The following is a 24,765-nucleotide window of genomic DNA, read 5'->3' on the forward strand; positions in this document are numbered from 1 at the left end:
ATTTTATAATGTCTATAAATATGTACAAAATGCGTGATAATGTATATAATTATTGATGTTATGGGTAGAAATTCTGTTGTTTTGTTGCCAGCGGTTCAGAATGTGCTCGCGGAATTTGGTGAAAATATTAAGCTGGCGCGTTTAAGACGTGGGCTTTCCTGCGAACTTGTTGCGGAACGAGCGGGAATAAGCCGAGCGACTCTTGTAAATGTCGAAAAAGGTCTTCCGTCTGTCGCGATGGGGATATACATATCCGTTCTGAATGCTCTGGGTCTTGAAAAAGATATGCTTCTTGTTGCTAAGGATGATGAATTGGGTCGAAAACTTCAGGACTTGCAGCTTGTAACAAGAAAAAGGGCACCTAAGGGAAACTGAAATCTTGTTTCTGAAAAAGCTCTTGGGAAGCGGTAAATTGGGAGAGTGTTTTGATGTTCATCTTAGACGCTGATTTTTATAGGAAAATAAATGGGTAAAAATATTTTTGTTTATGCTGATTGGGAATCTTTTTCCACCCCAGCGCTTATTGGTGTTCTTAATGCAGATTTGCTTAGGGGAAAGGAAATATTTTCGTTTGAGTATGATTCTCAATGGCTTAAGAGTCAACGATTTTTTTTGGATCCTGATTTAATGTTTTATAAGGGGCGTCAATATACCCCACAGGATAAAAGCTTATTTGGAATATTTACCGATTCCTGCCCAGACAGATGGGGAAGACTTTTAATGACTCGTCGTGAAGCGATTTTGGCAAGGGAAGAAAAGCGTACTCCCAAAAAATTAGTTGAAAGCGATTTTTTACTTGGAATACAAGATTCAGCCAGAATGGGTGCGTTGAGATTTAAAACTGATTTGGATGCTGCTTTTTTAGCGGAAGGTTCAAAAGATTCGATTCCTGTCTGGACTTCGATTAGAGAACTTGAACAGGCATCTTATATTTTTGAAAAAGAAGATTCATCATTAGAAGATGAAAAAAAATGGTTAAAAATATTGTTACAGCCGGGTTCTTCTTTGGGTGGTGCGCGTCCGAAGGCAACTGTTCAGGATTTTGATGGCAATTTATGGATAGCAAAGTTTCCCTCAAAGCATGATGAATATGATATGGGTGCGTGGGAAATGGTTACCCATGAACTTGCTCTTATTTGTGGATTAAATGTCCCTGAAGCAAAGTGCGAAAGTTTTTCAAAAAATGGCAGTACCTTCCTTGTGAAGCGATTTGATCGCACCGTTGAAAAAAAACGCATTCATTTTGTCTCGGCGATGACTGTTCTTGGAAAAACTGACGGAAACGATGCCCAGGACGGGACAAGTTATCTTGATATTGCGCAGTGCATACAGCAGCAAGGCTCCAAGCCTAAAGAAGATTTAACGGAACTGTGGAAGAGAATTGTCTTCAGCATTGCCGTAACAAATACTGATGATCATTTAAGAAATCACGGTTTTTTATTTGACGGAAAAGGATTGCGATTGTCGCCGATGTATGATGTGAATCCGAACCCCGACGGCGTTGGACTTTCTTTAAATATTGATGAAATGAATAATTCTCTTGATTTCGAACTTGCGATCGAAGCGTCAAAATATTTTGGCATAAAAAAAGATGACGCTGCAAAAATCGCTACAAACATTCAAAATGAGATACGGCAATGGAAAAATATTGCGGAACACCTGAATCTTTCAAAGATGAGTATTCTGCGTATGGAAGGGTGTTTTAGGATATAGTGCGACTGTGCGTAAGGAGCTCTACTTGTAGCCCCGAAGCCCTCCTGCGAGCTTACAGCGTAAGGGATTGTAGGGGCGGCACAGCCGTCGACCGCAGGAGCGCACAGCGACGAGGACGATGTAGCGTTAGCGGAACCCCGAAAAGCCCGACCCTTTGTGTAAGCAAAGGGGTACGCCCTGCTTTTTTATATATATTCTGAAAATCTATTAAGGTTGGTTAAATGACTCAAGTGTTTTTTTTGTGTATAGTAATGGCATGGTAAAAGAAGAAATTACTGATAAAGAATTGCTTTCTCATTTGGATAAAATTCACAAAGACGAGATGACTATTTTTGTTATGGCGGACGGTCTTATTCGTGGAGCGTTTTTTAATGCGACTCATCTTGTTAATCAGATGAGGGCGAATCATCATCTTGGTATTCTTGAAACTCTTGTGCTTGGACAGGCTGAAATTTGCGCTGCATTGATGATTCCCACTATGAAAGGGCGGGAACATCTTACTTTTAGATACGAGTGCCAAGGTCCTGCGGTTGGTTTTTCTGTAGAAGCGGACAGCACTGGTTATGTTCGCGGTCATCTTTTGCAAAATCCGATTCCGCTTGAAAAACCTCTTGAAAACTGGGATTTGTCTTCTTTTTTTGGTGAGGGAACTGTAACTGTTACTCGCATGGGCGAAGGCATGAAAACTCCGCAAGTTGGAATTACTCCTATTGTTTACAAAAATATTGCTCAGGACTTGACTTATTATTTTGCTCAAAGCGAGCAGATTCATTCCGCTTTTAATACTAGCATTCAATTTGACGAAAAAGGCAGGGTTGTCGGTGCCGGCGGAATGTTTTTGCAGGTTATGCCAAAGGCTGGCGGTAAATCCGCTTTAAAAACTGAGCAGGTTGAAAACGATATTGAAAAAGAAAATGCGGAAAAAGAAAAACTTCTGGCACGTGTCGAAAATGCTTTTTCTGCAATGCCATCTATTGGTAAGTGGTTTGCCGAAGGCGGCGATATGGAAGACGTTATTTATGGTCTTTTTAGGGAATTTAATCCTTGTGCAGTTTTAAGCCGGGATATAATTTTTGATTGTCCTTGCAGCAAAGAATATTATGCAAAGCAAATTAAAAATCTTCCAAAATCGGAACTTGCGGATATAATAGCAAACGATTCTGAACCGCTTAAGATTATCTGCCACAACTGTGGTTCTACTTATGATATTATGAAGTCGGATTTGGTTTAATTTTTTGCATTTAACTTTTATTTTGCGGTTGGCGTTGCCACTTATGAATGTAAAGTTTTTTGCCGATATTTTATTATAAAAATGTTCTTGTCGTTTTGACAGGTTGACGAGGTTTTTATGTTTAAAGCTCAAAGACGTATTTTTCTTGTTGTGATTTATATTTTTGTCGCTTTGATTTTCCTTTCGCTCGCTGTTTATCTTGTTCCACAGATAAAGATTAATGACTACTCTGGTTATAAAAGTACGTTCCCAACCATTGTAACTGCGATTTTGTTTTGTATTTTGATTTTGGCTGCAAGTACTATCTATAAAATGTTACGAATCTATCTTGAAAATAAGGCTATGAGAACTGGAAGTACCGCATTTTTGACAGAATTCACAGAAAAATTGAAGATGTGCTATTCTTCTGAAGATTTCTACAATCTTATTGGAAAAATTCTAGAAGAAAAGGCGGATTGTTCTGTTATCTATGTGAACAAGGCTACAAACTACGTTCTATATAATTCACCAAACAGAATTTCTAGCAACCAAGAATTTATAGATCAGCTTGCAAGAAATTATCCTATAGAATGGGAAGATGGAATTTTTTTCCTTGGCGAAAATTTTGGTATTGTTTCTACGCATAAGGTTGCACGAGGTTTTTTTATGGCGTGCAATTCGCATCACTTTTATGTGTTTTGCCGCTATACAGAAAGGTTTGACTTTGAAATTTTCCCTAAACTTTTTGAAGAACTTCAAAGATTCCAACTGCGTTCACAAACTATCTCTTCACTCTCTGAAATTTCTGAACTTTCTAACGAATGGGAACAACTTGCAGAAACTCAACGTTCATTTTTGCCACATAAAATGCCAAACACAGACCGCCTCTCTATTGCAGCGTATTTTAGACCGCTCATAAATGTTTCTGGCGACTACTATTCTGTTCTAAAAATTGATGAGCATAAAACTCTCGTAATGCTGGGAGATGTTTCTGGTAAAGGTCTTGCCGCTGCGCTTGTCATGGGGTTGGTTATGAACACCGTAAAAATCAAGGAAAATAAAGAAGATTTGCCTAGCATGATTTATGCAATCGATAAATCCATTAAAGAAATGCATCTGCAAGATAAATATACGGTTCTTTTTTTAGGTATAATAGATACTCAAAAGATGACGATTCGCTATGTAAATGCTTCTATGTCCGACCCTATAATAGTAACTCGCTCTCCAGATGGCTACAGAATTAAAGCACTCACATCAAACTGTTCTATTTTAGGGATTATTCCTGTTGAAGATATACAAGTTAACGAGCAGAGACTCTTTTCTGGAGATTTGATAATGATGGCAAGCGATGGCGTTTCTGAAGTTATGGATGAAAACAAGATTGAACTTGGCGAAACGGAACTTTTTACAAACACTATAAAAAAGAGTGCTTCAAAATCTCCATCAGAATTCATTGACGATATTGTAAAACTTGTTTTTAGCTACAATAGTGATTCAAAACTTCACGACGACTTAACTATGCTTGTTGCAAAAATTCAAGGGTAGGGAGAAAAAGATGATTTACGTAGTTCTTAATCTTGTAATGGCAGTCTATGCTATAGGACTTGCCTTTTATGTAGACAGACAATCCAAGGAAAAAGTTGCAAATCCTCTTATAATTATGAGCGTATATCTTGCTATAACCTTTGCTTTTGTTGCTCTCACCTTGCTTGTAAATTCTTTTTTCCCAGACAGACTTCCATTAATGTTTTTTAGAGTATCTTTAATATGCTCTTCAATTTTTGAAATTGAGTTTTGCACATACTGTATCTTATTTCCATCTTATAGACGCTCTTCGGTTGTTAAGTTTATAAAATGGATCGCGATTCTTTTTGCAGTTTGGTTTTGCTTTACAAAAATTTCTGACTTGAACATAACTCAATTTCTTGGATTAAGCGTTGGTTCTACGCCTCTTTTTAAAGGAAAACTCACAAACTATTTTCCTGTAAGCTGGTACGATTTTTATAGAACTCTTATGAGGTTTATACTTCCTGCTTTAGCAGTTTTGATTATGATTTTGCGTGCAGAAAATCGTGAAGACAGATTGAATATGCAAAAAGCTATAATGAATACGATTGCATTAATTGCCGGCTGGTTTGGTATCTACGTTATAACGCAGGCACGTGCTCTTGTTCCTATGTTTGACACCCTTATTCTTGCAGGGCTCGGTGTAACTCACGTTATACTTTCTTATAGCTTTAATCAAAATTCGCTTTATGATTTTAAATATGTGATTGGAGGTATAATAACCTTTACTGTAAGTTATCTTTTACCAGCTTTTATAATAGGCTTTTTCTTTTCATTTTTGTGGCCAGTTTTTTTCAACTCGAAATTACTATTTTTTACTTATATTGCACTTGTCATAATAATTTGTATAACGATTTCTTATCAAGTTTCAAAGTTTTTGGAAAAAAAACAGTATTTCCGCTCGTTCTTGTATGCTCAAACTTTTGAAGATCAACTTTCAAAATTGGACTATTCGATAGAACCAGAAGAAATTGTACGCAACGTTAAAAATATATTCGTTCATAATCTTGGACTTTCAAAGATGACGATTTTAATTGAATCAGAAAACCTTTTAAAACCCGTATACGAAGAAGAACCTAGTGGAATCGTCTTGGATTTAAAAGATAGAATTATCGATTCCCTTTTAAATCAGGGAAGGACAATTATTTTAAAAAGTGATATTGAAAATTCGCATGTTTACCAAAGCGAAAAACAAGAAATCCTTGAGCTTTTTAATAAAACTTCATCGCAAGCTATAATCTTGCTTGCAGAAGGTAGACGTTTGATAGGTGCTTTGTGTCTTGGCGAAAAAGCAGGCGGTAACATTTACGCTACATACGACTTTAATACTTTTTCTAAATTGTATTCATATCTTTTTGTATTTGGATATTACTTAAAAAACATTGCAAACCAAGCGATTGTTGGAACTGTAAACCGTGAAATTAAGATGTCTAATCAGATAATTGCGTCCATCCAAGAGAATATGGATCACATCCAAAATTTGAAATTTGACACCGGCTACATAATGGAACACGCGCATAATATTGGAGGTGAATTTATCGACTTAATTCGCCTTTCGGAAAAACGACATATTTTTGTGTTGGGAGATTTGAGTGGAAAAGGAATTTCTGCATCAATGGGTATGGTAATCACAAAATCTATCATACGTACTTATCTTGAAGAAACAAGAGATTTTAAACTGCTCATAGAAAAGGTCAACAATTTTATTCACTCTAATCTACCAAAGGGAACTTTCTTTGAAGGAGTTTTTGGTCTCATAGATTTTGCAGATGACACAATGTACTATATCAACTGTGGAGTTCCAGCATTATTTTTGTACACCCAATCGTATAACAACGTAATTGAAATTCAGGGTGCAGGTCGCGTTCTTGGATTTGTAAAAGATATTGGTAAGTTCATAAAAGTAAAAAAAGTAACGCTTAATCCTGGTGATATTGTTGTAACTTGTACGGACGGTCTTATAGATTCAAAATCTTTGAGAGGCGAACAATACGGCAAAGAGCGAATTCAGAAGTCTATTACAGAAAGCACTGCTTTTTCTGCACATAGTATGGCTTATTCGATTTATCAGACAGCGACAGATTTTCTTTCTAAAGAATTGGACGATGACGTTTCAATCCTTGTTATAAAACGGCTCGAAAATATTTAGAGTTTTTGTATTGGTTTCTTTTAATTTTGTAGGAGATTTTTGATTTATGGATAGTTTAAAACTGACAGAAAAATTTGGTTCAAATTATATCCTTTATGAAGTTTCTGGTGTTATAAACTCTTATACTTTGGATGAGCTAAAGACAAAAATTTATTCAACTGTTGTTAGTTCAAATCTTGTTTTAGATCTTTCTATGACAGAAGCGATTGATTCGGCAGGAGTTGGTATTATAATGGCAGGATTTAACGATGCACAAGAGTTTTCTCATAAGCTTTATATAATGAACCCTTCACCAGCTGTTCGTAAAGCGTTAGATGACACAGGTTTTTCTGATACTTTTTATTTTATACACTCTGTAACAGATGTAACTGACTAAAATGAAAAAAATAATTTTTATTGTACCTTTAGTTTTTTATCTTTTTGGATGTACAAAACTTTTAACTGCGAATGGAATTAAAAATCAAAGTGGAACGATTCATTCATTTTTAGAAAAAAAATCTGAAAAAACTTCTGTCGACTTAAAAGAAAATTTAAAAAGCGATGCCCAGATAGAAAAATTGCGGCTTGTCCTTTCTAAAATGAGCGAGCGCTGTAAAAATGCAATTCCAAATGGAGACGCAAACGAATTTTTGGCAGATTTGGATGAAGTTTTAAAAAGCGAAGCGGAATTTAACAGCGATGATTTAAGTCCATTTTTCTTAATCGACAAACAGCATCTTGCTCCCGAAAATTACGAGCCAAAAAATCTCATTCATCTCGAAAAAAATCCAGTTTATAACATAAATAAAAATAATCTTTATCTTCGCCAGGAAGCCTTTAATGCACTAAAAGAGCTTGCGCAAGCTGCAAAAGAAGATGGAGTTATCTTAACGGTGAGCTCAACATATCGCTCATACGAGTATCAGGTAAATCTTTTTAATTATTGGGTAAAGGTTGACGGTTTAGAAGAGGCGGAGCGTTCGAGTTCTCGTGCAGGAACGAGCCAGCATCAACTTGGGCTTGTCATTGATTTTGCCCCAGTTTCTGATGCGTTTGACCAGACTCCAGCAGGGCAGTGGGTTTTTAAAAATGCTTCAAAGTATGGCTGGAGCCTCAGTTTTCCAAAAGGCTACGAAGATGTTACTGGCTATAAATGGGAAAGCTGGCATTTTAGATATGTAGGAAAAAAAGCTTGTAAATTTCAGCAAAAGTGGTTTTCTAACGTGCAGCAGTTTATGATTGAATTTTTAAGCGAATGGAAGAATTGCGACCCAGCTTAAAATATCGCGGATAGAATGAAATAAACATTTTATTGAAGATTAAAACTGCTATTGCTTTTAATTTTTAACATAAACAAAAAATCCTACAAAATAAAAAAATCCTGCAAATAAAAACACTTGCAGGATTTTTTATGCTTGTAAAACTATTTTACAACGATGTTCACGAGTTTTTCTGGAACAACGATTATCTTGACAATCGTTTTACCGTCGCAGAATTTTTTAAATCCTTCGGTCTGTTTTGCAAGTTTTTCAAGTTCGTCTTTTGACGCTCCCACTGCGACTTTAAATTTATCGCGGACTTTGCCATTTACGCTTACGACTATTTCTTTTGTATCTTCGACACAGAATTTTGAATCAAATTCTGGCCATTTTTCTTTGGATGTGCTTTGGTTGTGCCCCAATTTTTGCCACAATTCTTCACATAAGTGTGGTGCATAAGGAGAAAGTAAAAGGACAAAACCTTCCCACATAGCTTTTGGAAGCGAATCAAATTTTGACGCTTCATTTATAAAAATCATCATTTGACTTATTGCAACGTTAAAATCCAAATTAGCTGTATCATCTGTAACTTTTTGAACTGTCTTTGCATAAGTTTTTCTTAAATCGGCAAGGTTGTCGTCAAGTTTTCCTGTTATGTCGATTTGTGTCATTGGTTTTTCAGAAAGCGTCCAAATTTTATCCAGAAATCTGTTTATTCCGACCAAGCCCTGTGTGTTCCACGGTTTAGAAACTGTAAGCGGTCCCATAAACATCTCGTACATTCTTACGCTGTCTGCACCATAGTTTTTTATCATCTCGTCTGGATTTACGACATTTTTAAGCGATTTAGACATCTTTGCGATAACCCTTTCGAGTTCTTCACCATCGTCTTTCGCATAATACTTGCCATCTTTTTCTATAACAGCGTCAACAGCAACAAGCGACTTGGATTTTCTCTGGAATGCAAAAGATGTTATCATTCCTTGGTTTATGAGACGCTTAAAAGGTTCTTTTGTGGAAACCAATCCGCAGTCGTACAAAACCTTGTGCCAAAATCTTGCATACAAAAGATGAAGAACAGCGTGTTCTGCTCCACCAACATACAAGTCTACAGGCATCCAGTAAGATTCTTTTTTAGGATCGCAAAATGATTTTTCCTGATTTGGATCTATATAGCGAAGATAATACCAGCAGCTTCCAGCCCATTGTGGCATCGTATTAGTTTCGCGCTTTGCAGGCTTTTTACATTTCGGACAAGTGCAATTTACCCAAGAGTCAATTCCTGCAAGAGGAGACTCGCCGGTTCCCGTTGGCTGATACGTTTTTACGGCAGGCAATTCAAGCGGAAGTTCATCTTCTGGAACAGGAACAGTACCGCAGTTCTCGCAGTGAATCAGAGGAATTGGTTCGCCCCAATATCGCTGCCTGCTGAATACCCAGTCGCGCAATTTATAATTTATTGCTTTTTTGCCAATCTTTTTTTCTTCCAAAAAATCGAGCATTTTTTCGATTGCGTCTTTTTTATTCAATCCGTTTAAAAATTCAGAATTTACATGAATTCCGTCTTCTGTCCACGGCTGTTCTTGAACGTCAACTTCGCTTTTTAAAACTTCGATTATCGGAAGGTCAAATTTCTTTGCAAATTCCCAGTCGCGACTGTCGTGTGCAGGAACCGCCATAATTGCACCAGTTCCATAAGAGATTAAAACATAGTCAGCAACCCAAATTGGAATGAGTTTATTGTTTACAGGATTTATCGCATAAGTTCCAGAAAAAACACCAGTTTTGGTTTTTGCCAAATCAGTGCGTTCAAGGTCTGACTTTTTTGCCGCTTCTTCTATGTATGCTTCAACCTTTTCTTTTTGTTCAGAAGAAGTAAGTTTTTCAATCATGGGGTGCTCTGGAGAAATTACCATGTATGTAGCACCAAAGAGCGTGTCGCATCTCGTCGTGTATACGGTTAATTTGTCGCCAGTTGGTTTGCCATCTTTTCCTGCAACTGCAAAATCAACCTCTGCACCTGTAGATTTACCAATCCAGTTTCTCTGCATCGCTTTTACGCTTTCGGGCCAATCAAGTTCATCTAAATCTTCGAGCAGACGCTCAGCATAAGCGGTTATCTTTAAAATCCACTGCCTTATAACCTTGTGCGTAACTTGCGAGCCGCATCGATCGCAGTGACCTTCTTTTACTTCTTCGTTAGCAAGTCCTGTCATACAAGAAGGACACCAGTTTATAGGAGTCTGAGCTTCGTACGCCAAGCCTTTTTTATATAGTTGCAAAAATATCCACTGTGTCCATCTGTAGTAGTCTGGAGTACAGGTTTTAATTTCTCTGTCCCAGTCGTACGAAAAACCCAAAGCCTTAATCTGCTTAGAAAAATTTTCTATATTCTTAAAAGTGGTTTCCGCAGGGTGAGTTCCTGTTTTAATCGCATAATTTTCTGCTGGAAGCCCAAAAGCGTCGTACCCCATAGGATGCAAAACATTGTAGCCGTTCATCCTCAAAAATCTTGAATAGATGTCAGTCGCAGTGTAGCCTTCGGGGTGGCCAACATGCAGCCCCGCTCCGCTTGGATAAGGAAACATATCAAGAACATAGCGCCTTTTTTCTTTAGGAAACGCAGGGTCTTCAAAAGTTTTAAAAGTCTTGTTTTCTTCCCAGTATTTTTGCCATTTAGTTTCAATATTCTCAAACGGATACATGTAAAACACCTCTTTTAGCAGACTTTAAAATAAAAATCCGCAAGTAAAATAACAAAGCGATTGTACCATTTTCGCAAATTCTTGAAAATACGGGGCTTCCGGCGAGAACGCCGTCGTGCTGTCCGCAGTTCGCCGTCTTACGCGGCTCATCCCTCGCTTCGCTCGGGACTATGCTGCTACCATCACTAAGCCAAAGTCAATATAATGTTAAAAAGGATGAACTTTTCAAAAAAATATCACAAAATACTTTGCAAAGAATTTCCTGCTTGGCTCAATGAATATTTAAATCTTAAAATTTTACAGAGGTTAAAAGGCATTGGACTTTTGTGCGGAACCGACTGGACAAAACTTTATTCAAACTGCTTTTTTTACAGCCGTTTCGATCATAGCCTAGGAACTGCACTTATAACCTGGAATTTTACAAAGGACAAAGTTCAGACTTTAGCAAGCCTTTTTCACGACATAGCAACCGCGGCTTTTAGCCACGTAAACGATTTTAGAAACGGCGACGCATTAAAGCAGGAATTTAGCGAGGGTAAAACTCAACAAATACTCCAACAAGACATCGAGTTAAATCGCCTTCTGGAAAGAGATGGAATCCCTTTAGAAAAGATTGCAAATTATCATGACTATCCAGTCTGCGACAACGAAATTCCTCGCCTTTCGTCCGACCGTCTGGAATATATGTTTCCAAGCAATATGTCTCTTTCAAAACGAATAAAAGGAAAAGTTTGGACTTTAAAAGAAGCTAAAAAAATCTATTCTGCCATTTGCATTTTAAAAAACGAAGATGCACAGGATGAATTAGGTTTTACCGATATTCATCTGGCAGAACTTTACACAAAAGGCTTTTGCGATTGCGCTTTGATTCTTCAAAAAAACGAAAATAAAATCGCTCTAAACATGCTCGGCAAAATCGTAAACACTGCAATTCAAACTGGCGTTTTAAGCGAGGACGAGTGTTTTTATGAGACGGAAAAAATCTTGATAAAACGCCTGAATCTTTATGCAAAAAAAAATCCACAGACGGAACTTTCTGTCTTAATAAAAACCTGGCGCACGATGAAAAAAATTGAACGATTTAAAACCGCTCCATCAGATGATTTTTACTTTGTAAATTTGCAAGTAAAAAAACGCTACATCGATCCGCTCGTTATAGTTAAAGGTCAAAATGCCGTACGCCTTTCTTCAATAAGCAGAGTTGCACAGCATGAAATTCAAAAAGTTTTAACATATAACGACGCGCCGTTTGCTGGTGTAAAACTTTTGCGCAAAAATCAAAGTTAATTCTATTAAAAATAATTGCCGATAATAAAACTATGAAAAAATCAACAAAAATCTTAATGCTTTTTCTTATACATTTTTTTATCGCTTTTTCTTGTTTTGCAAAACCAAATATAAAATTTGGTATTGGCTCTGGCTATGTTTTTTATGGCGATAAAGATTTAAAGAGCAAACTCGACTCTTTTAACCGCTCTGCACAGATGATTCTCTGCTCAGACGCTGTTTTTTTTATTCCTCTTGCCCAAAATATTTCTTTAACTTTTGGGGCAGACACCGTAATCGATGCAAGATGGAAAGGAAGTAATCACATTTATCTTTGGGATTATTGCGGAACTTTTGGTTTTAGATTTTATCCTGGATTTGCAGGATTGAACGCAGATGTTCAGTATTGCCTTGGCAGGCGTACTGATTTTTTTGGACTTTCAGATCAAGATGAATACATACATTCGAGCGACTTTGGAAACGGTTTTGCATTTTCTTTAGCGTACGATTTTGGCTGGCAGAAAAAAGGCTTTGATCCAGAAATTTGTGCTTCTTGGCGGCACATGCCACGTGGCGGTTCTTCCGACAATATAATCGAAATAAAATTTAGATTTTAGTTCTATCCAAAATACTTAAATCATTCATTAAAATTCGCTTAAAATTTTTGCTCGTTTTAATTGCGCTCATTTGCAGATAAATAAAACATACAGTAAACTAAAAAACAGCGAGAGATTTCATTTTTTAGGATTTAAAAATGCGGATTCAAACCGATGGTCTTATACCAGAAATTCCTGAATCTTTGGATGAAGATGTTTCAACCCTTGCAGAAGTAGGAATCGCTGTTGACGTTGGAACTACAACTGTTGCGGTAAATGTCTGGTCGCTGGCAACCCGAAAACTTTTAGCAACTGTGGCAGAAAAAAATTCTCAAATGCGCTACGGTTTTGATGTCATAAAACGCATAACCTTTGCAACTCGCCCTCCGCTTACAGGCTCTTCTCGAGTTGTGGAATCCGGACCTTCAGCATTGCACTACGCAATAGTTGCACAATTAGAAAAAATGTTTTCTCAAGCTATGGTGCAGGCTTCAAAAAAAGCACCCCGGGGAATTCGTCTAGAAGTTTCTAAAATCGTGATAACAGGCAACACTACTATGTTAAGTTTTGTCTGTGCTTTTCCTGTAGATTCCCTTGCAGTTGCACCTTTTACACCTCCGTCGCATTTTGGCTTTGTTTCTAGTTGGCACGAAATAAGAACAGGGCAGGTAAACGAAAAATGCAGCCCTTTAGATTTGCCCACGCCAGAAATTTTACATCTATTTTCTTCTAGCGTAATAAATAAAAATACTTCGGTTTATTTTCCGCCGTGCATAGGCGCTTTTATTGGTGCGGATACCGTTTGCGCAATGCTTTCCGCAGGATTTTCTGCTTTAGATGGCGAAAAACACACCGCTTTTGAATATCCTTTAGATGTTCCTCTTTTGCTTACAGATATTGGAACAAATACAGAAATTGCTCTCTATATTCCTTCTACAGATTCTAAAAAGAGTAAAATTTTATGCACTTCGGCTGCGGCAGGTCCTGCATTTGAAGCGGCAAATATAAGTTGCGGAATGAGTTCTGTAGACGGTGCAATCGATAAAGTTTTTTACAATGGAAATTTGGAATGCAGTGTCATAGGTGGCGGTTGTGCAAAGGGAATTTGTGGCTCTGGTCTTATAAGTGCGGGCGCTGTTTTGTATAAGAACAATTTTATAGACAGTTCTGGAGTTATTCAAAAATCAATTTCAAAACTCGGCGACGGGACAAATTGCATTCAGCTCACTCCAGCAGTTTATCTTTCGCAATCGGACATAAGAAATATGCAGCTTGCAAAATCCGCAGTTTTTATAGGGCTTTCGTATATGATAGAACGCTCTCCATCGCTTCCTGTTTTGTGCTTGGCTGGAAGTTTTGGTTCTAATCTGGACATGCAAGAAGCGAGCGCTATCGGTTTGATTCCGTCTTCGCTTGAAAAACGCTGCGTAAGTTTAGGAAATGCTGCTCTGGCAGGTGCTTCGGTCTTGCTTTTTTCAAAAACTTTGCGAAATAAGGCACTCGCACTTGCAAAAAATTCTATTCAAATAAATCTTGCCGCAGTGCCAGATTTTCAGCACCGATATTTAAGTTCAATAGATTTTAAATCGCATTAAAAAAATATATTTATAAAAATTTAAGAGGAAAAATTCCATGAAAAATCAATTAAAACGGTCTTTTTTGCTCGCTATAATTGTTTTAATACTTACTGGCTGTTCAAAAAAACAGGTTTCAGTTCCAGAAATAAATTTAAAGGTTTGCGATATTCATTCGGAAGGGTATCCCACAGTTGTCGGTCTTCATGAATTTTCTCGCCTTGTAAAAGAAAGATCTCGTGGCCGCATAAATATAGAAGTCATTGCAGACGGCATAGAAGGTGGAGAAGAAGAAACCTTGGAAATGGTAAAATTCGGCAAAATCGATTTTACAAGAACATCGTGCGCGTTGCTTCCTGTAATAGAGCCAGATTTTGAACTTCTTTTTGTGCCAGGTCAGTACAGAGATGCGATTCACTTTTGGAAAGTCATAGATGGAGAAATCGGTTCAAGGATGTTAAAAAAGATGGAGCAGCATTCGCTTTATGGGCTTTGCTATTACGACTCAGGAGCGAGAAGTTTTTATTCAAACGACAAAATTTCAAGTTTTAGCGATTTAAAAGGTTTAAAAATAAGAACACAAGCTTCAGTTCCAATGCTGGAATTCATAAATGCACTGGAAGCAAAACCTGTTCCAATGGACTTGCGCGAAGTTGAATCCGCATTCCGTTCCCATAAAATCGATGCTGCAGAAAATAACATTCCTTCATACGAAGCCACAGGGCAGTATAAAGTTGCAAAGTACTATTTTAAAGATGAACATTCAAGAATTCCCGATATTTTGGTTGGCTCAAAAAAATCACTCGCTGCACTCACTCAAAGCGATATAAATTTGATTTTCGAGGCAGCGCAAGATTCTGGAGCGGTGCAAAAAATGGCCTGGCTTGAATACGAAAAAACTGCGCTCGAAAAAGTTGTTGCCGAAGGTTCAATTATAACAACTCCAAAATTGGACGACAGGCTAAAAACTCTCCAAAAAATTCGCCCTTTAATTTACAAGCATTTTACAGAACGCCAGTTAGAAATTTTAAACGAAATTCAAAATACAAATTAGCTTATGTGCGGCTTTTTGCTGCACTTGCGTTGTGCAAAAAACGGGCTTTGCGTGGTTCGCTAACGCTCATCGTCCTCGTCGCTTTGCTCCTGCGGTCGACGGCTTCGCCGCCACTTCAATCCCTGCCGCTTGTCGCACAGGAGGTGCGACCTGCAATATATGTTGACAGTTTTGCAAAAAACTGTCGCTTTAAGAAAAACACGGAAGTTTTTCTTAAAGCACAATCCCTTGCCGTTGGAAGCTCGCAGGCGGGTAGCGGGGCTACAAGTAGACCCTGCCGCTTGTCGCACACGGCGGTGCGACCAAGAATTAAATGCTGACAGTTTTGCAAAAAAAAACTTTACAAGCACAAACCCCTGTGCTAATAACATATTTTTTTTCGTTTGACATCAATAACTTCTTACTATAGAATATATTCGGTATTTTGGGGGCGGTTTTTTGAAAATCGACGCTTTGCGTTTTATTTTTGCAAAAATCCAACTCCTTAATAAATGCAAAGGAGAATATTGTGAATATTTTATTATTCGTAATTCTTCCTGTTGCTGGTATAGTTCTTGGATGGATTATTCGTTGGTTGTATGCCAAATTTCAATTATCTTCGGCGGAGCAGAAAGCTGAACGTGTTAAGCAGGACGCAATAAAAGAAGCGGAAGCCCAGAAAAAAGAATATTTGCTTGAAGTAAAAGATCAACTCCTCAAAGAACGTCAACAACAGGAACGTGAAAACCGTGAACGTCGTAAAGAAATTCAGGTTTATGAATCAAGGGTTGCAAAAAAAGAAGAACTTGTAGACAAACGCAGCAATGAACTCGATAAAAAAGAGCAGGATTTTGTTGAACGAGAATCTTCCATGCAAAAGCGTGAAAATCAAATTGCTGTTCAAGAAGAGACTTATCGTCGCGAGCTTGAAAGAATTTCTGGTCTTTCTGCGCAAGAAGCAAAAGATTTAATCATTAAAAATCTTGAAAACGAAGCTCGCCACGATGCACAGGCGCTTTTAAACAAGATTGAACAGGAATCGCAACTTACTGCCGACAAAAAAGCGCAGCAAATCTTAGTCGAAACTATACAGCGCCTTGCTACCGAAGTTACCAGCGATATAACAGTTGCAACTGTTTCTCTTCCTGGCGACGAGATGAAAGGTAGAATAATTGGTCGTGAAGGTCGCAATATTCGTGCTTTGGAAACTTTAACTGGCGTTGATATAATAATCGACGACACTCCAGAAGCGGTTGTAATAAGTTGTTTTGATCCTGTGCGCAAAGAAATTGCGAAGCAGTCTTTGGAGCGCCTTGTAACTGACGGGAGAATTCATCCTGCAAGGATTGAAGAAATCGTGCAGAAAGTTACCCGCGAAATTCAGCAAAAGATTTATGAGGAAGGCGAAAAAGTTCTGTTTGACCTCGGAATCCACAATATGAGTCAGGATGGGGTTCGTGCTTTGGGACGTCTTTACTTCCGCACAAGTTACGGTCAGAACGTTCTTACTCATTCTAAAGAAGTTGCAGAAATTGCAAGTTTAATCGCTTCGGAAATTGGCGCAAATAAGGAACTTGCAAAGCGTGCAGCCCTTTTGCACGACATTGGCAAGGGTGCAGAAAGCGACAGCGATAAAAACCACGCAGAAGTTGGTGCAGAAATGGCAAGAAAGATGGGAGAAGACCCTCGTGTAATAAATGCGATTGCGGCTCACCATCAGGATTGCGCGCCTACAACAATAGAAGCGGTTATCGTTCAGATTGCAGATGCTATTTCGGCTGCAAGACCTGGCGCAAGAAAAGAAACTGCTGACAATTATGTAAAGCGTCTTGAAAATCTTGAAGAAATTGCGGAAAAGTTTACCGGTGTAGAAAAAGCCTATGCGATTCAAGCGGGAAGAGAACTTAGAATTCTTGTTAATAACGAGAAAATTCCAGATGGAGAAGTTAAGGAACTTGCCCAAAAAATTGCAAAGCAGATTGAAACTGATTTGCGATACCCGGGGCGCATAAAACTGACTATGATTCGAGAAACAAGAATTGTAGAATACGCAAGATAAATTTTTTGAACCGCCTTTTTATAAGGCGGTTTTTTTATGGGGCGGGGTTTGGGGCAGAGCCCCAGGAGAAGGGGTAGGGAGCAACGAAGTGCGACCGCAGGGGAAGGCTTTCCCCTCATTAATTTATAAAGAATGATTTTACATACGGAAATTTTCGCCCAGGTAAATTTCACGGGCAAGCGGACTTTCGATTATATCCTTCTGATTTCCTTGAATTAAAATCTGCCCAGTCGAAATTATTATCGCACGGTCTGTTATTTCCAATGTGTCGCGAACATTGTGATCTGTTATTAGAATGCCGATTCCACGCTTAGCAAGGAGTTTAATCATCGTTTTTATGTCGGCAACAGCGATTGGGTCAATGCCAGCAAAGGGTTCGTCTAGCAGTAAAAACTTTGGCTCTATCGCAAGCGAGCGTGCAATTTCTGTTCTGCGCCGTTCACCACCAGAAAGCGTGAATGCCGGCTGTTTTCTTATGCGTCCGATTGAAAATTCTTCTATCAATTCTTCGAGGTGCTGCAATTTTTCCTGATGAGTGAGGTCCACGCGAGTTTCGAGAATTGACCAGATGTTTTCTTCGACGGTTAATTTTCTAAAAACAGAAGGCTCTTGTGGCAGGTACGAAATACCAAGCCTTGCACGCTTGTACATCGGGAGATCTGTTATCCGTAAATCGTCTAAAAAAATTTCTCCGTTTGTAGGCTTGTAAAAACCGACTATCATATAAAACGAGGTAGTTTTTCCTGCACCGTTTGGACCTAAAAGACCGAGCACTTCTCCTGTTTGCATCTGAAAATCAACGCCCTGAACAACTTTTTTTCTTCCAAAAGATTTGTAGAGCGAAGAAACCCGTAGCGTATGAGTTGTAGATTGGGATTGTTGTTCTTGAGAAGCGACTGGTTGTGGAGCGACTGGTAGCGGAGCGACCAGTTGTGAGTCGGAAGTCTGTAGCGATTGTGGAATGGCTTCTTGTTCGGGTTTGGGAGAGTCTGTTTGTGGAACGACTGGTTGTTCAACTTGAGAAGCATTTGAGAAGTTTGTGGAAGATTGTTCTTGTTGAAAAGTTGCTGGCTGTTCGGGTTTGGAAGCTCCAAATTGTGCAAATTGAGAAGATTGTTGCGGTTGTGAAGAGGGCGACTGCTCTACTGAATTTTGCAATTTTTGTGTTTTTTTTGTTGATGAGTTCGACAGCGCGAAGTCTTTTTGTGTGCCTGTTTTTTCTTGTGGGTCTTTTTTAATTTCGCTTTTCATCGTTTACCGCCTTCGTTTGACTTTTCACCCCTGTCATTTTGCTCTCTTGCTGTGGCCTTATCATTTTTTTCTGACTTATCAGTTCTTTCGGATTTTGTCGTTTCGTCTGCAACTATGTTTTTATTTTCTTCTGGTGGAATTCGTTCTTCTCGCTTTGAATCTGCTGAATTAGAATCTGCTATATCTGTTGAATCTTCACTTTCCGCCTGATTCTCTTGATTTTGCGTTGCAGCTTTTTTTTCTTCTTTTTTAGAATCTGTAACAGAGCCTTTTACGCGACCGTCCAAAGTGATTTCTTGAGTTTTTAGATTTAGCATAATTTCTTGCGCGCTAAAGGAATCTTGCCCCTGCACGATTTTTGGATTTCCGCTCATTTCTAAAAGCTGTTTTGCTTTTCTGTAAATTGCAAAGGCGGAAGTGCAGGTGTTATTTTTTTGTTTTAACGATATTGAAATTTGCATTATCGCAGTTTCTCGATTTTGGTCGTATTCTATAAATTGCGCGTCTGCCGTTACATCGTTTTCGTTGTCGACCAGATGCACAGAATCTTCTAGTTTTGCGATTTTTGTTTTTCTGTCGTACCTAAGTTTTCCGCAGGTAAAATCCATTTTGCTTTCGTAAATTGAACCTTCAACTTGGCCTTCTGCTGTTATATATCTAAAGTCGTCTCCAGAAAGTTCTATTGAATCTGCTTTTATTTGCATTGTAGAAGTTTTTACGAAAGCATTTCCCGATAAAATGGTTTTGTCTGTTTTGCTTCCTGCAATTCCAGACATGGAATCCGAAGAAAAATTGATTTCTTCACTTGCGGCAAAAAAAATTGACGCAAAAATAAAAGGAACAAAGAGAAATTTTTTCATCAATTTATTTCTCCGCCTTTGATTTTGCTATTTTCTTGTTCAGAGTGCAGATTGGAATTTTCGTTTGACGTGTCGTATACGATTCCCGATACATCGCTTAAAAATTTAAAATTCTTGCTTACGCCGCTTGCAGAAAAACCTTTTCCCTTTAGAACTGTACCTTTTCGTTTTATTTGAACAATTTGGTCAAGTCCGCCAGTAAGCTGTTCTGAATTTGCATCAAAATGAAGAGCTTGTGCGGTTATTGTAAGTTCTTCTGATTCCACATTTATTTTTATTTCATCAAAGAGGGAATATTTTTTGTCTGTTATGTTTAATGCAAGCAAAGAGCAACTTCCTTCTGTATCATGAGAGCCGTCTTCTTTAAAAGTTTTGAATTTTGCATTTTTTGCATAAGCTGAACCGTCGCTTTTGTACTGTTCAAGTTTTTGTACTTCTAAATCCATCCTCAATGAATTGTCTGCGTATCTTTTAAAAACTGCATCTTCGAAAGTAAATTCTGGAACAATGCTTTCAAAATCTTTTTCATTGCCATAGTTTAAAGAGCAGGCAACAAAAAAAAATGAAATTGACCAAAGCAAAAGGACTTTTTTCAATATGAACATTAAAACGATTTTCCAATAAACATCTTCATTTGTCAACGCAGAGTGAAAACCTTGTACTTAATGACTGCTAAGTTAAAATCACCTTGGAAACCTAACTTTCTGTTAAAAATATCAATTCGATTTACAATTCAAATTTCACGGATTATAATGATACAAATGACGGATTTACTTACTGATGCCGAATTTGAGATGTTTAGAAAGATTATCTATGATAAAAGTGGTATAACTTTTTCTGCCACCAATAGATCTATTCTTGACTCTCGTTTAAAGGAAATTTTGAGAGAAAAAAAACTCTCATCGATTACGGAATATTATAGTTTAATTACCTCGAATGAGTCAGAGATGAATTCTATGCTTGACTCTGTAACGACGAATTTGACGAGATTCTTCCGAAACCAACCACATTTTGATGCCTTTATCAATTATGTAATTCCACATGTCTTGGAGGAGAAGAAAAAAACTGGGGACAAGACGATAAAGATTTGGAGTGCTGGTTGTTCAACTGGAGAAGAACCTTATACGATTGCGATGATTTTAAAAGAGATTCTTCCACCTGGTTATAAGTTTATGATAACTGCTTCTGATATTTCTTTAAAATCGCTTATGGTAGGACAGCAAGGATTTTATCCTGAATCAAGGATTCAAGGTGTGCCAGAGAATTACCTTTCGAAATATTTTGAAAAGAGAGATGGCGGATATCAGGTTGTGCAAGATTTGGTTTCTTCAATAAAATTTGACTATCATAACCTTAGAAACGATTCTGGAATGCGAAATTTGGATGTTATATTTTGCCGCAACGTTTTGATTTATTTTGATGATGCTGCTCAAAAGGCCTGTATAGACAGGTTTTGGGATGCACTAGGAAATAAATCTTATCTTTTTATAGGACATTCTGAATCGCTTTTTGGAATGGATACAAAATTTGAATTTTTAAAAACAGATTGGGCTTGTATCTATCAAAAGAATATCTAATTTTTTGGTAGTTGGGAGTTTAAAGTAATTATGGACGATATTTCGGTTTTAGTTTGCGATGATTCTGCTTTGATGAGAAACGTAATTTCGAGGGTTATAGATAGCACCCCTGGAATGAAAGTTGTCGAAAAAGCGATGAACGGACAATTTCTTATAGAAAAATTAAAAATTACAAAGCCAGATGTAATCATCTTGGATATAGAAATGCCTGTGATGACGGGAATAGAATATTTGCGATACAGAAAGCAAAATGATGGCGATATTCCTGTTATAATTCTTTCTTCAATAGCAGAAAAAGGCGCTGCTGTTACTATGGAAGCGCTTGAACTTGGAGCGTCGGATTTTATAACTAAGCCAAATGGTTCTGTTTCATTGGATATAAATTCCGTTGCAGACAAACTTGTAGAGATGATAGCGTCTTATGGTGGTTCTTATGCTCGACGCCACGGAAAATCAATCTATCCTACAGATTATTATTCAAAACTTGCTTCTGAGCGTGCAATACAAAGAAAACTTTCTGAAACTTTAGGTTCAAAAGCTCCTGAAATTTCTACAAAAACGATGCCTCCTGTTTCAGAATTTGAATCTCCAAAAACAGCAAAAACACCTGCTACGATAACCGCAATAAGAGAACCTGGCAAAATTGAGGTGATTGCGATTGGTATTTCTACAGGTGGACCAAATGCTTTGAGAGAAGTTTTTAAAAATATATCTCCAGAAGTAAAACAGCCAATTCTCGTAGTTCAGCATATGCCTGCTGGTTTTACAAAGGAATTTGCTTCAAGTTTGGATAGAATTTGCCCTCTTTCTGTAAAAGAAGCTGAAGATAGAGATGTCCTTGAAGAAGGGAAGATTTATATTGCACCTGGCAATTATCACATAGTAGTTGAAAGAGCTGCAAACGGAAAATTCTGTATAAGAACAAATCAAGAGCCACAGAGAAATGGGCATAGACCTTCTGCCGATGTTCTATTTGAGTCTGTCGCAAAACTTTTTGGGAATAAAGCCTTGGGCGTTATAATGACTGGAATGGGAAAAGACGGAGCGGTTGAACTTGCAGAAATGCGAAAACAAGGTGCATGGACTTTGGGGCAAGATGAAAATTCTTCAATCGTTTACGGAATGCCAAAAGTTGCCTATGAATTGGGTGGAGTTCAAAAGCAGGTAAAGCTGGAAGATATGGCTGGCGAAATAAGTCGCCTTGCGCTTGAAAATTATTGATCTATAAAATTTGTGTAATTTCGGGCGAAACGAAGTCTATATTGACACGGCTAAAAAGGAAAACTAAAAGTTCTGCAAATAGTAAAAAAAAGGCGGAAAATGCAAATCTCAGCAATTCCGTCGTTTGCAAATTTATTATGTTATAAAAAATTGGACTTAAAAAATACCCAAGAATTGCAACTCCTATTGGGAAAAACAAGGCTGCAATTCCTGTTGAGATTTTAAAGAATAGAGGAAGTTCTATTTTTACAATATCGCCTTCTGATAGTTTTAGGTCTTTTTTGTTTGTCGCCTCTATAACTTTTAAATTTTTTGAGCATTTTAGAGTTGAAAGACAATTTATACATGCAGAAGAAAAGAGTGGCAAAACCGTTGCTGTTTTTGTTTCATCTTTTATTTTTATCACTCTTGCAAGGTTACGCATCTATCATTCCATCAGTTTTTATTGATTTCATCTGTTCGACGCATTGAGCATATCCTGTAGTATTTCCAAGTTCTTCGTAAGTGTCTCTTAGGTTGTAGAGCGCATCATAATAATACGGATTTATAGTTATCGCTTTTTCAAATGAAAAACACGCTCTTGTGTAGTTTTTATTATTGAAAAGTATTACGCCAAAGGTGTTCCAAAGGCGCGCATTTGCTTCGTTTTTTAATATTCCTTCTTCGCACAGTTCTAATGCCTCTTCTGTAAAACCTAAATTGTAGTTAAGCATTGCGAGCGATTCTATCACTTCGTCATCGTATTCTTCTATTTCGTACGCTTTTTCTAATGCTTCTTTTGCTCTTATTAAATCTCCTGCATCTCGGTATGTAACTCCCAAATTGAACCAAAGAAGATAGTTGTTTCTTTCGATAGAGAGCGCTTTTTGAAAACAGGCAATCGCTTCTTTAAAATCTCCTTTGGATGCAAATTCTATCGCTTGAGTGTTTAATTGTGATGCATTTTCTTTTGTTGCTGGCATATTGCCTCCATTAAAACTAATTGCAAAGCATAGAAGCAAACAATTCTAAAATCAACTCTCCATATTTTGTTTTTTGAGCAAAAAGGTTAGAAAGTTCTCTGGTTTTTTCTTGAACAAGAGCATTACCCTTTTTGCGTGCTTGTTCAATGGCTTCGCTTTTTGTTAAAAGTTCTATCGCTTTTTCTACAGCAGTTGATGAAATTCCTTCTTTTTTTGATTGAGCAAAATATTTGCAAAGAAGCTGTTTATCGGACGGATTTTTAGTTATGTGCATGAGGACAGGAAGCGATTTTTTACCTTCGACTATATCATCACCGCGTTTTTTTCCAGGATTTCCTGTTGTTAGATTTTTTACATCATCTATTATCTGGAATCCCACTCCAATGTCTTGTGCTATTGCTCCAGCTTTTTCAATTTCGTCTTCTGTTCCGCCACCTGCTAAAATACCAATTTTTACGGCAAGGCGAGCAAGCGTTCCTGTCTTATTCCTGACCATCGCAGTATATTCATCTATCGTAGGAATTAAATCTGGAGTTTTGTGCCATTTTATATCCATCGCCTGTCCCAAATGCAAAAGCCTCAATTCGTTCAAAAAAAGTTCATAAAGGCGAAGTTTTTCTTTTTCGTCTGTGTTGATTTTTTTTATTGCACAAGTGCTTTCAAAGTAGAGCCAGCTGGCTGCATTTATTGCAACATCTGTTCCGTATGTTATATACGAGCATGGAAATCCACGTCTTTCGTCTGCCCCGTCTTCTATGTCGTCATGGATAAGGCTTGCCGTATGTGCAAATTCAACCAGAGGCGTAAGCGAATATGCTTTTTCGATGTCGTTTTTTTTGTTTTTAACTTCTGCCGTCATCTGCGCACATAAAACGAGCAAAAGCGGTCGCCATCGTTTGCCACCAAGGTTTAGCAGCTGATTGCACGGTTTTAAAAGAGTTGATATGTGGCTGTCGTTTATGCAGGTGTCGATTTTTCCAAAAGAATCTTCTTGCCAGGTTTTATTTGTAGATTCTGGCAAGGAAGTTTTTAATGTATTTTCTATTTTTTCAAGAATGATTTTAAATTCGCTATTCATAATTTGCACCAATTATAAATAATTTTCTTGTGTAAGACAAACTTTATATACAAAATATTAAAAATTTGCTTAAATTCGACCGATAATCTTATATGGCATCGAATAGTTATGAAAAACCAGATTTTTGGTCTCAAAAAGCGTTTTCTGAAGGCTATCCCGCGCGTTCGGTTTATAAGCTAAAAGAAATAGATGAGAAATTTCATATTTTAAAAAAGAATTTTACAGTTCTCGATTTAGGTGCCGCACCTGGAAGTTGGACGACTTTTTTGCTTCGGTTTCTTGGCGAAACTGGAAAGGTTGTTTCGTGCGATTTGAATCTGCTTGCAAAAGATGTAAAAGCCGATAATCTTGTTTTTATTCAGGGAGATCTTACCGATAACGCAATTCGCGCTGCAATCAAAAATGAAGGTCCTTTTGACCTTGTAGTTTGCGATGCAGCACCAAAAACAACTGGCAACAGGATTGTCGACACTGCGCGTTCTCAGGCTCTTGTAAAAATGGCAATCTATTATGCTCAGACTATGTTAAAACCTGGTGGCAATTTTATTGTTAAGGTTTTTCAAAATGGCGACCAGCAAAGTCTTTTAAAATCTATGAAAGAGATTTTTGAAAGTGCAAGAGGATTTAAACCTGTAGCTTGCCGTGCCGAAAGTTTTGAAACTTACTTGATTGGATTAAACAAAAAAAATTAGATATATTTTTACGGT

General features: G+C 37.6%; 22 protein-coding genes. 15 read left to right on the plus strand and 7 right to left on the minus strand.

Annotated elements, in window-relative coordinates:
- Positions 1–39 precede the first annotated feature (39 nt).
- From FXX65_RS07010 to FXX65_RS07040, 7 genes are all read left to right on the plus strand, one after another.
- A complete protein-coding gene (locus FXX65_RS07010; RefSeq protein WP_246104350.1) occupies positions 40–375 on the plus strand; it encodes a helix-turn-helix domain-containing protein in 336 nt (111 codons plus the stop codon).
- 90 nt (positions 376–465) lie between these two features.
- A complete protein-coding gene (locus FXX65_RS07015) occupies positions 466–1,713 on the plus strand; it encodes a type II toxin-antitoxin system HipA family toxin (protein ID WP_147615676.1) in 1,248 nt (415 codons plus the stop codon).
- Positions 1,714–1,969: 256 nt separating this feature from the next.
- Positions 1,970–2,944, plus strand: coding sequence for an Hsp33 family molecular chaperone HslO (locus FXX65_RS07020; RefSeq protein WP_147615677.1), 975 nt, complete (start codon positions 1,970–1,972; stop codon positions 2,942–2,944).
- A gap of 117 nt (positions 2,945–3,061) precedes the next feature.
- On the plus strand, positions 3,062–4,468 hold the full coding sequence (locus tag FXX65_RS07025) for a PP2C family protein-serine/threonine phosphatase (RefSeq protein ID WP_147613765.1): 1,407 nt from the start codon (positions 3,062–3,064) through the stop codon (positions 4,466–4,468).
- A gap of 10 nt (positions 4,469–4,478) precedes the next feature.
- On the plus strand, positions 4,479–6,638 hold the full coding sequence (locus tag FXX65_RS07030; RefSeq protein ID WP_147615678.1) for a PP2C family protein-serine/threonine phosphatase: 2,160 nt from the start codon (positions 4,479–4,481) through the stop codon (positions 6,636–6,638).
- 46 nt (positions 6,639–6,684) lie between these two features.
- Positions 6,685–7,014, plus strand: a complete 330-nt coding sequence (locus FXX65_RS07035) for an STAS domain-containing protein (RefSeq protein ID WP_147615679.1) — start codon at positions 6,685–6,687, stop codon at positions 7,012–7,014.
- A gap of 1 nt (position 7,015) precedes the next feature.
- Entirely contained in the window at positions 7,016–7,897 is an 882-nt protein-coding gene (locus FXX65_RS07040; RefSeq protein WP_147615680.1) for a M15 family metallopeptidase, read from the plus strand.
- Positions 7,898–8,040: 143 nt separating this feature from the next.
- Here the strand turns inward: FXX65_RS07040 and leuS are convergent, their stop codons facing one another.
- Positions 8,041–10,581 carry a leucine--tRNA ligase gene (gene leuS / locus FXX65_RS07045; protein ID WP_147615681.1) on the minus strand — a complete coding sequence of 847 codons (2,541 nt, stop codon included), beginning with the start codon at positions 10,579–10,581 and terminating at the stop codon, positions 8,041–8,043.
- 216 nt (positions 10,582–10,797) lie between these two features.
- On the opposite strand from leuS, the gene FXX65_RS07050 reads away from it, so the two are divergent.
- The 5 genes from FXX65_RS07050 (at position 10,798) to rny (ending at position 17,109) form a co-directional block, all read left to right on the plus strand.
- Positions 10,798–11,868, plus strand: a complete 1,071-nt coding sequence (locus tag FXX65_RS07050) for an HD domain-containing protein (protein WP_147615682.1) — start codon at positions 10,798–10,800, stop codon at positions 11,866–11,868.
- 32 nt (positions 11,869–11,900) lie between these two features.
- The gene (locus tag FXX65_RS07055) at positions 11,901–12,464 is read left to right on the plus strand and encodes a hypothetical protein (protein WP_147613771.1); all 564 of its coding nucleotides are present in this window, start codon (positions 11,901–11,903) and stop codon (positions 12,462–12,464) included.
- A gap of 137 nt (positions 12,465–12,601) precedes the next feature.
- On the plus strand, positions 12,602–14,038 hold the full coding sequence (locus FXX65_RS07060) for an ASKHA domain-containing protein (RefSeq protein ID WP_147615683.1): 1,437 nt from the start codon (positions 12,602–12,604) through the stop codon (positions 14,036–14,038).
- A gap of 37 nt (positions 14,039–14,075) precedes the next feature.
- Positions 14,076–15,071, plus strand: coding sequence for a TRAP transporter substrate-binding protein DctP (gene dctP, locus FXX65_RS07065; protein ID WP_147615684.1), 996 nt, complete (start codon positions 14,076–14,078; stop codon positions 15,069–15,071).
- A gap of 508 nt (positions 15,072–15,579) precedes the next feature.
- Complete coding sequence (gene rny, locus FXX65_RS07070) at positions 15,580–17,109, plus strand: ribonuclease Y (protein WP_147615685.1); 1,530 nt, start codon at positions 15,580–15,582, stop codon at positions 17,107–17,109.
- A gap of 138 nt (positions 17,110–17,247) precedes the next feature.
- Here the strand turns inward: rny and lptB are convergent, their stop codons facing one another.
- The 3 genes from lptB to lptC all read right to left on the minus strand — a co-directional run bounded on the left by lptB (position 17,248) and on the right by lptC (position 19,825).
- Positions 17,248–18,039 carry an LPS export ABC transporter ATP-binding protein gene (gene lptB / locus FXX65_RS07075; RefSeq protein WP_147615825.1) on the minus strand — a complete coding sequence of 264 codons (792 nt, stop codon included), beginning with the start codon at positions 18,037–18,039 and terminating at the stop codon, positions 17,248–17,250.
- Between the two features lie 317 nt (positions 18,040–18,356).
- Positions 18,357–19,220: an LptA/OstA family protein gene (locus FXX65_RS07080; RefSeq protein WP_147615686.1), complete on the minus strand. Its 864-nt coding sequence runs from the start codon at positions 19,218–19,220 to the stop codon at positions 18,357–18,359.
- Entirely contained in the window at positions 19,220–19,825 is a 606-nt protein-coding gene (gene lptC / locus FXX65_RS07085; protein WP_147615687.1) for an LPS export ABC transporter periplasmic protein LptC, read from the minus strand. The genes FXX65_RS07080 and lptC overlap by 1 nt, the downstream gene beginning before the upstream one ends.
- A gap of 156 nt (positions 19,826–19,981) precedes the next feature.
- Between lptC and FXX65_RS07090 the strand changes: the two genes are divergently transcribed.
- Both FXX65_RS07090 and FXX65_RS07095 read left to right on the plus strand, forming a co-directional pair.
- A complete protein-coding gene (locus tag FXX65_RS07090; RefSeq protein ID WP_147615688.1) occupies positions 19,982–20,797 on the plus strand; it encodes a CheR family methyltransferase in 816 nt (271 codons plus the stop codon).
- Positions 20,798–20,827: 30 nt separating this feature from the next.
- Positions 20,828–22,018, plus strand: coding sequence for a protein-glutamate methylesterase/protein-glutamine glutaminase (locus tag FXX65_RS07095; RefSeq protein WP_147615689.1), 1,191 nt, complete (start codon positions 20,828–20,830; stop codon positions 22,016–22,018).
- 1 nt (position 22,019) lies between these two features.
- Here FXX65_RS07095 and FXX65_RS07100 read toward each other — a convergent pair whose 3' ends face one another.
- The 3 genes from FXX65_RS07100 to FXX65_RS07110 are packed head-to-tail and all read right to left on the minus strand — an operon-like array spanning position 22,020 to position 24,058.
- Positions 22,020–22,442 carry a SoxR reducing system RseC family protein gene (locus FXX65_RS07100; protein ID WP_147615690.1) on the minus strand — a complete coding sequence of 141 codons (423 nt, stop codon included), beginning with the start codon at positions 22,440–22,442 and terminating at the stop codon, positions 22,020–22,022.
- A complete protein-coding gene (locus FXX65_RS07105) occupies positions 22,435–22,980 on the minus strand; it encodes a tetratricopeptide repeat protein (RefSeq protein WP_147615691.1) in 546 nt (181 codons plus the stop codon). The genes FXX65_RS07100 and FXX65_RS07105 overlap by 8 nt, the downstream gene beginning before the upstream one ends.
- A 16-nt stretch (positions 22,981–22,996) precedes the next feature.
- The gene (locus FXX65_RS07110) at positions 22,997–24,058 is read right to left on the minus strand and encodes an FPP/GGPP synthase family protein (protein ID WP_147615692.1); all 1,062 of its coding nucleotides are present in this window, start codon (positions 24,056–24,058) and stop codon (positions 22,997–22,999) included.
- 92 nt (positions 24,059–24,150) lie between these two features.
- On the opposite strand from FXX65_RS07110, the gene FXX65_RS07115 reads away from it, so the two are divergent.
- Positions 24,151–24,750: an SAM-dependent methyltransferase gene (locus FXX65_RS07115; RefSeq protein ID WP_147615693.1), complete on the plus strand. Its 600-nt coding sequence runs from the start codon at positions 24,151–24,153 to the stop codon at positions 24,748–24,750.
- Positions 24,751–24,765: the final 15 nt, after the last annotated feature.

Origin of the sequence: Treponema pectinovorum (assembly GCF_900497595.1) — a bacterium.
GTDB classification, from domain to species: Bacteria; Spirochaetota; Spirochaetia; order Treponematales; family Treponemataceae; genus Treponema_D; species Treponema_D pectinovorum.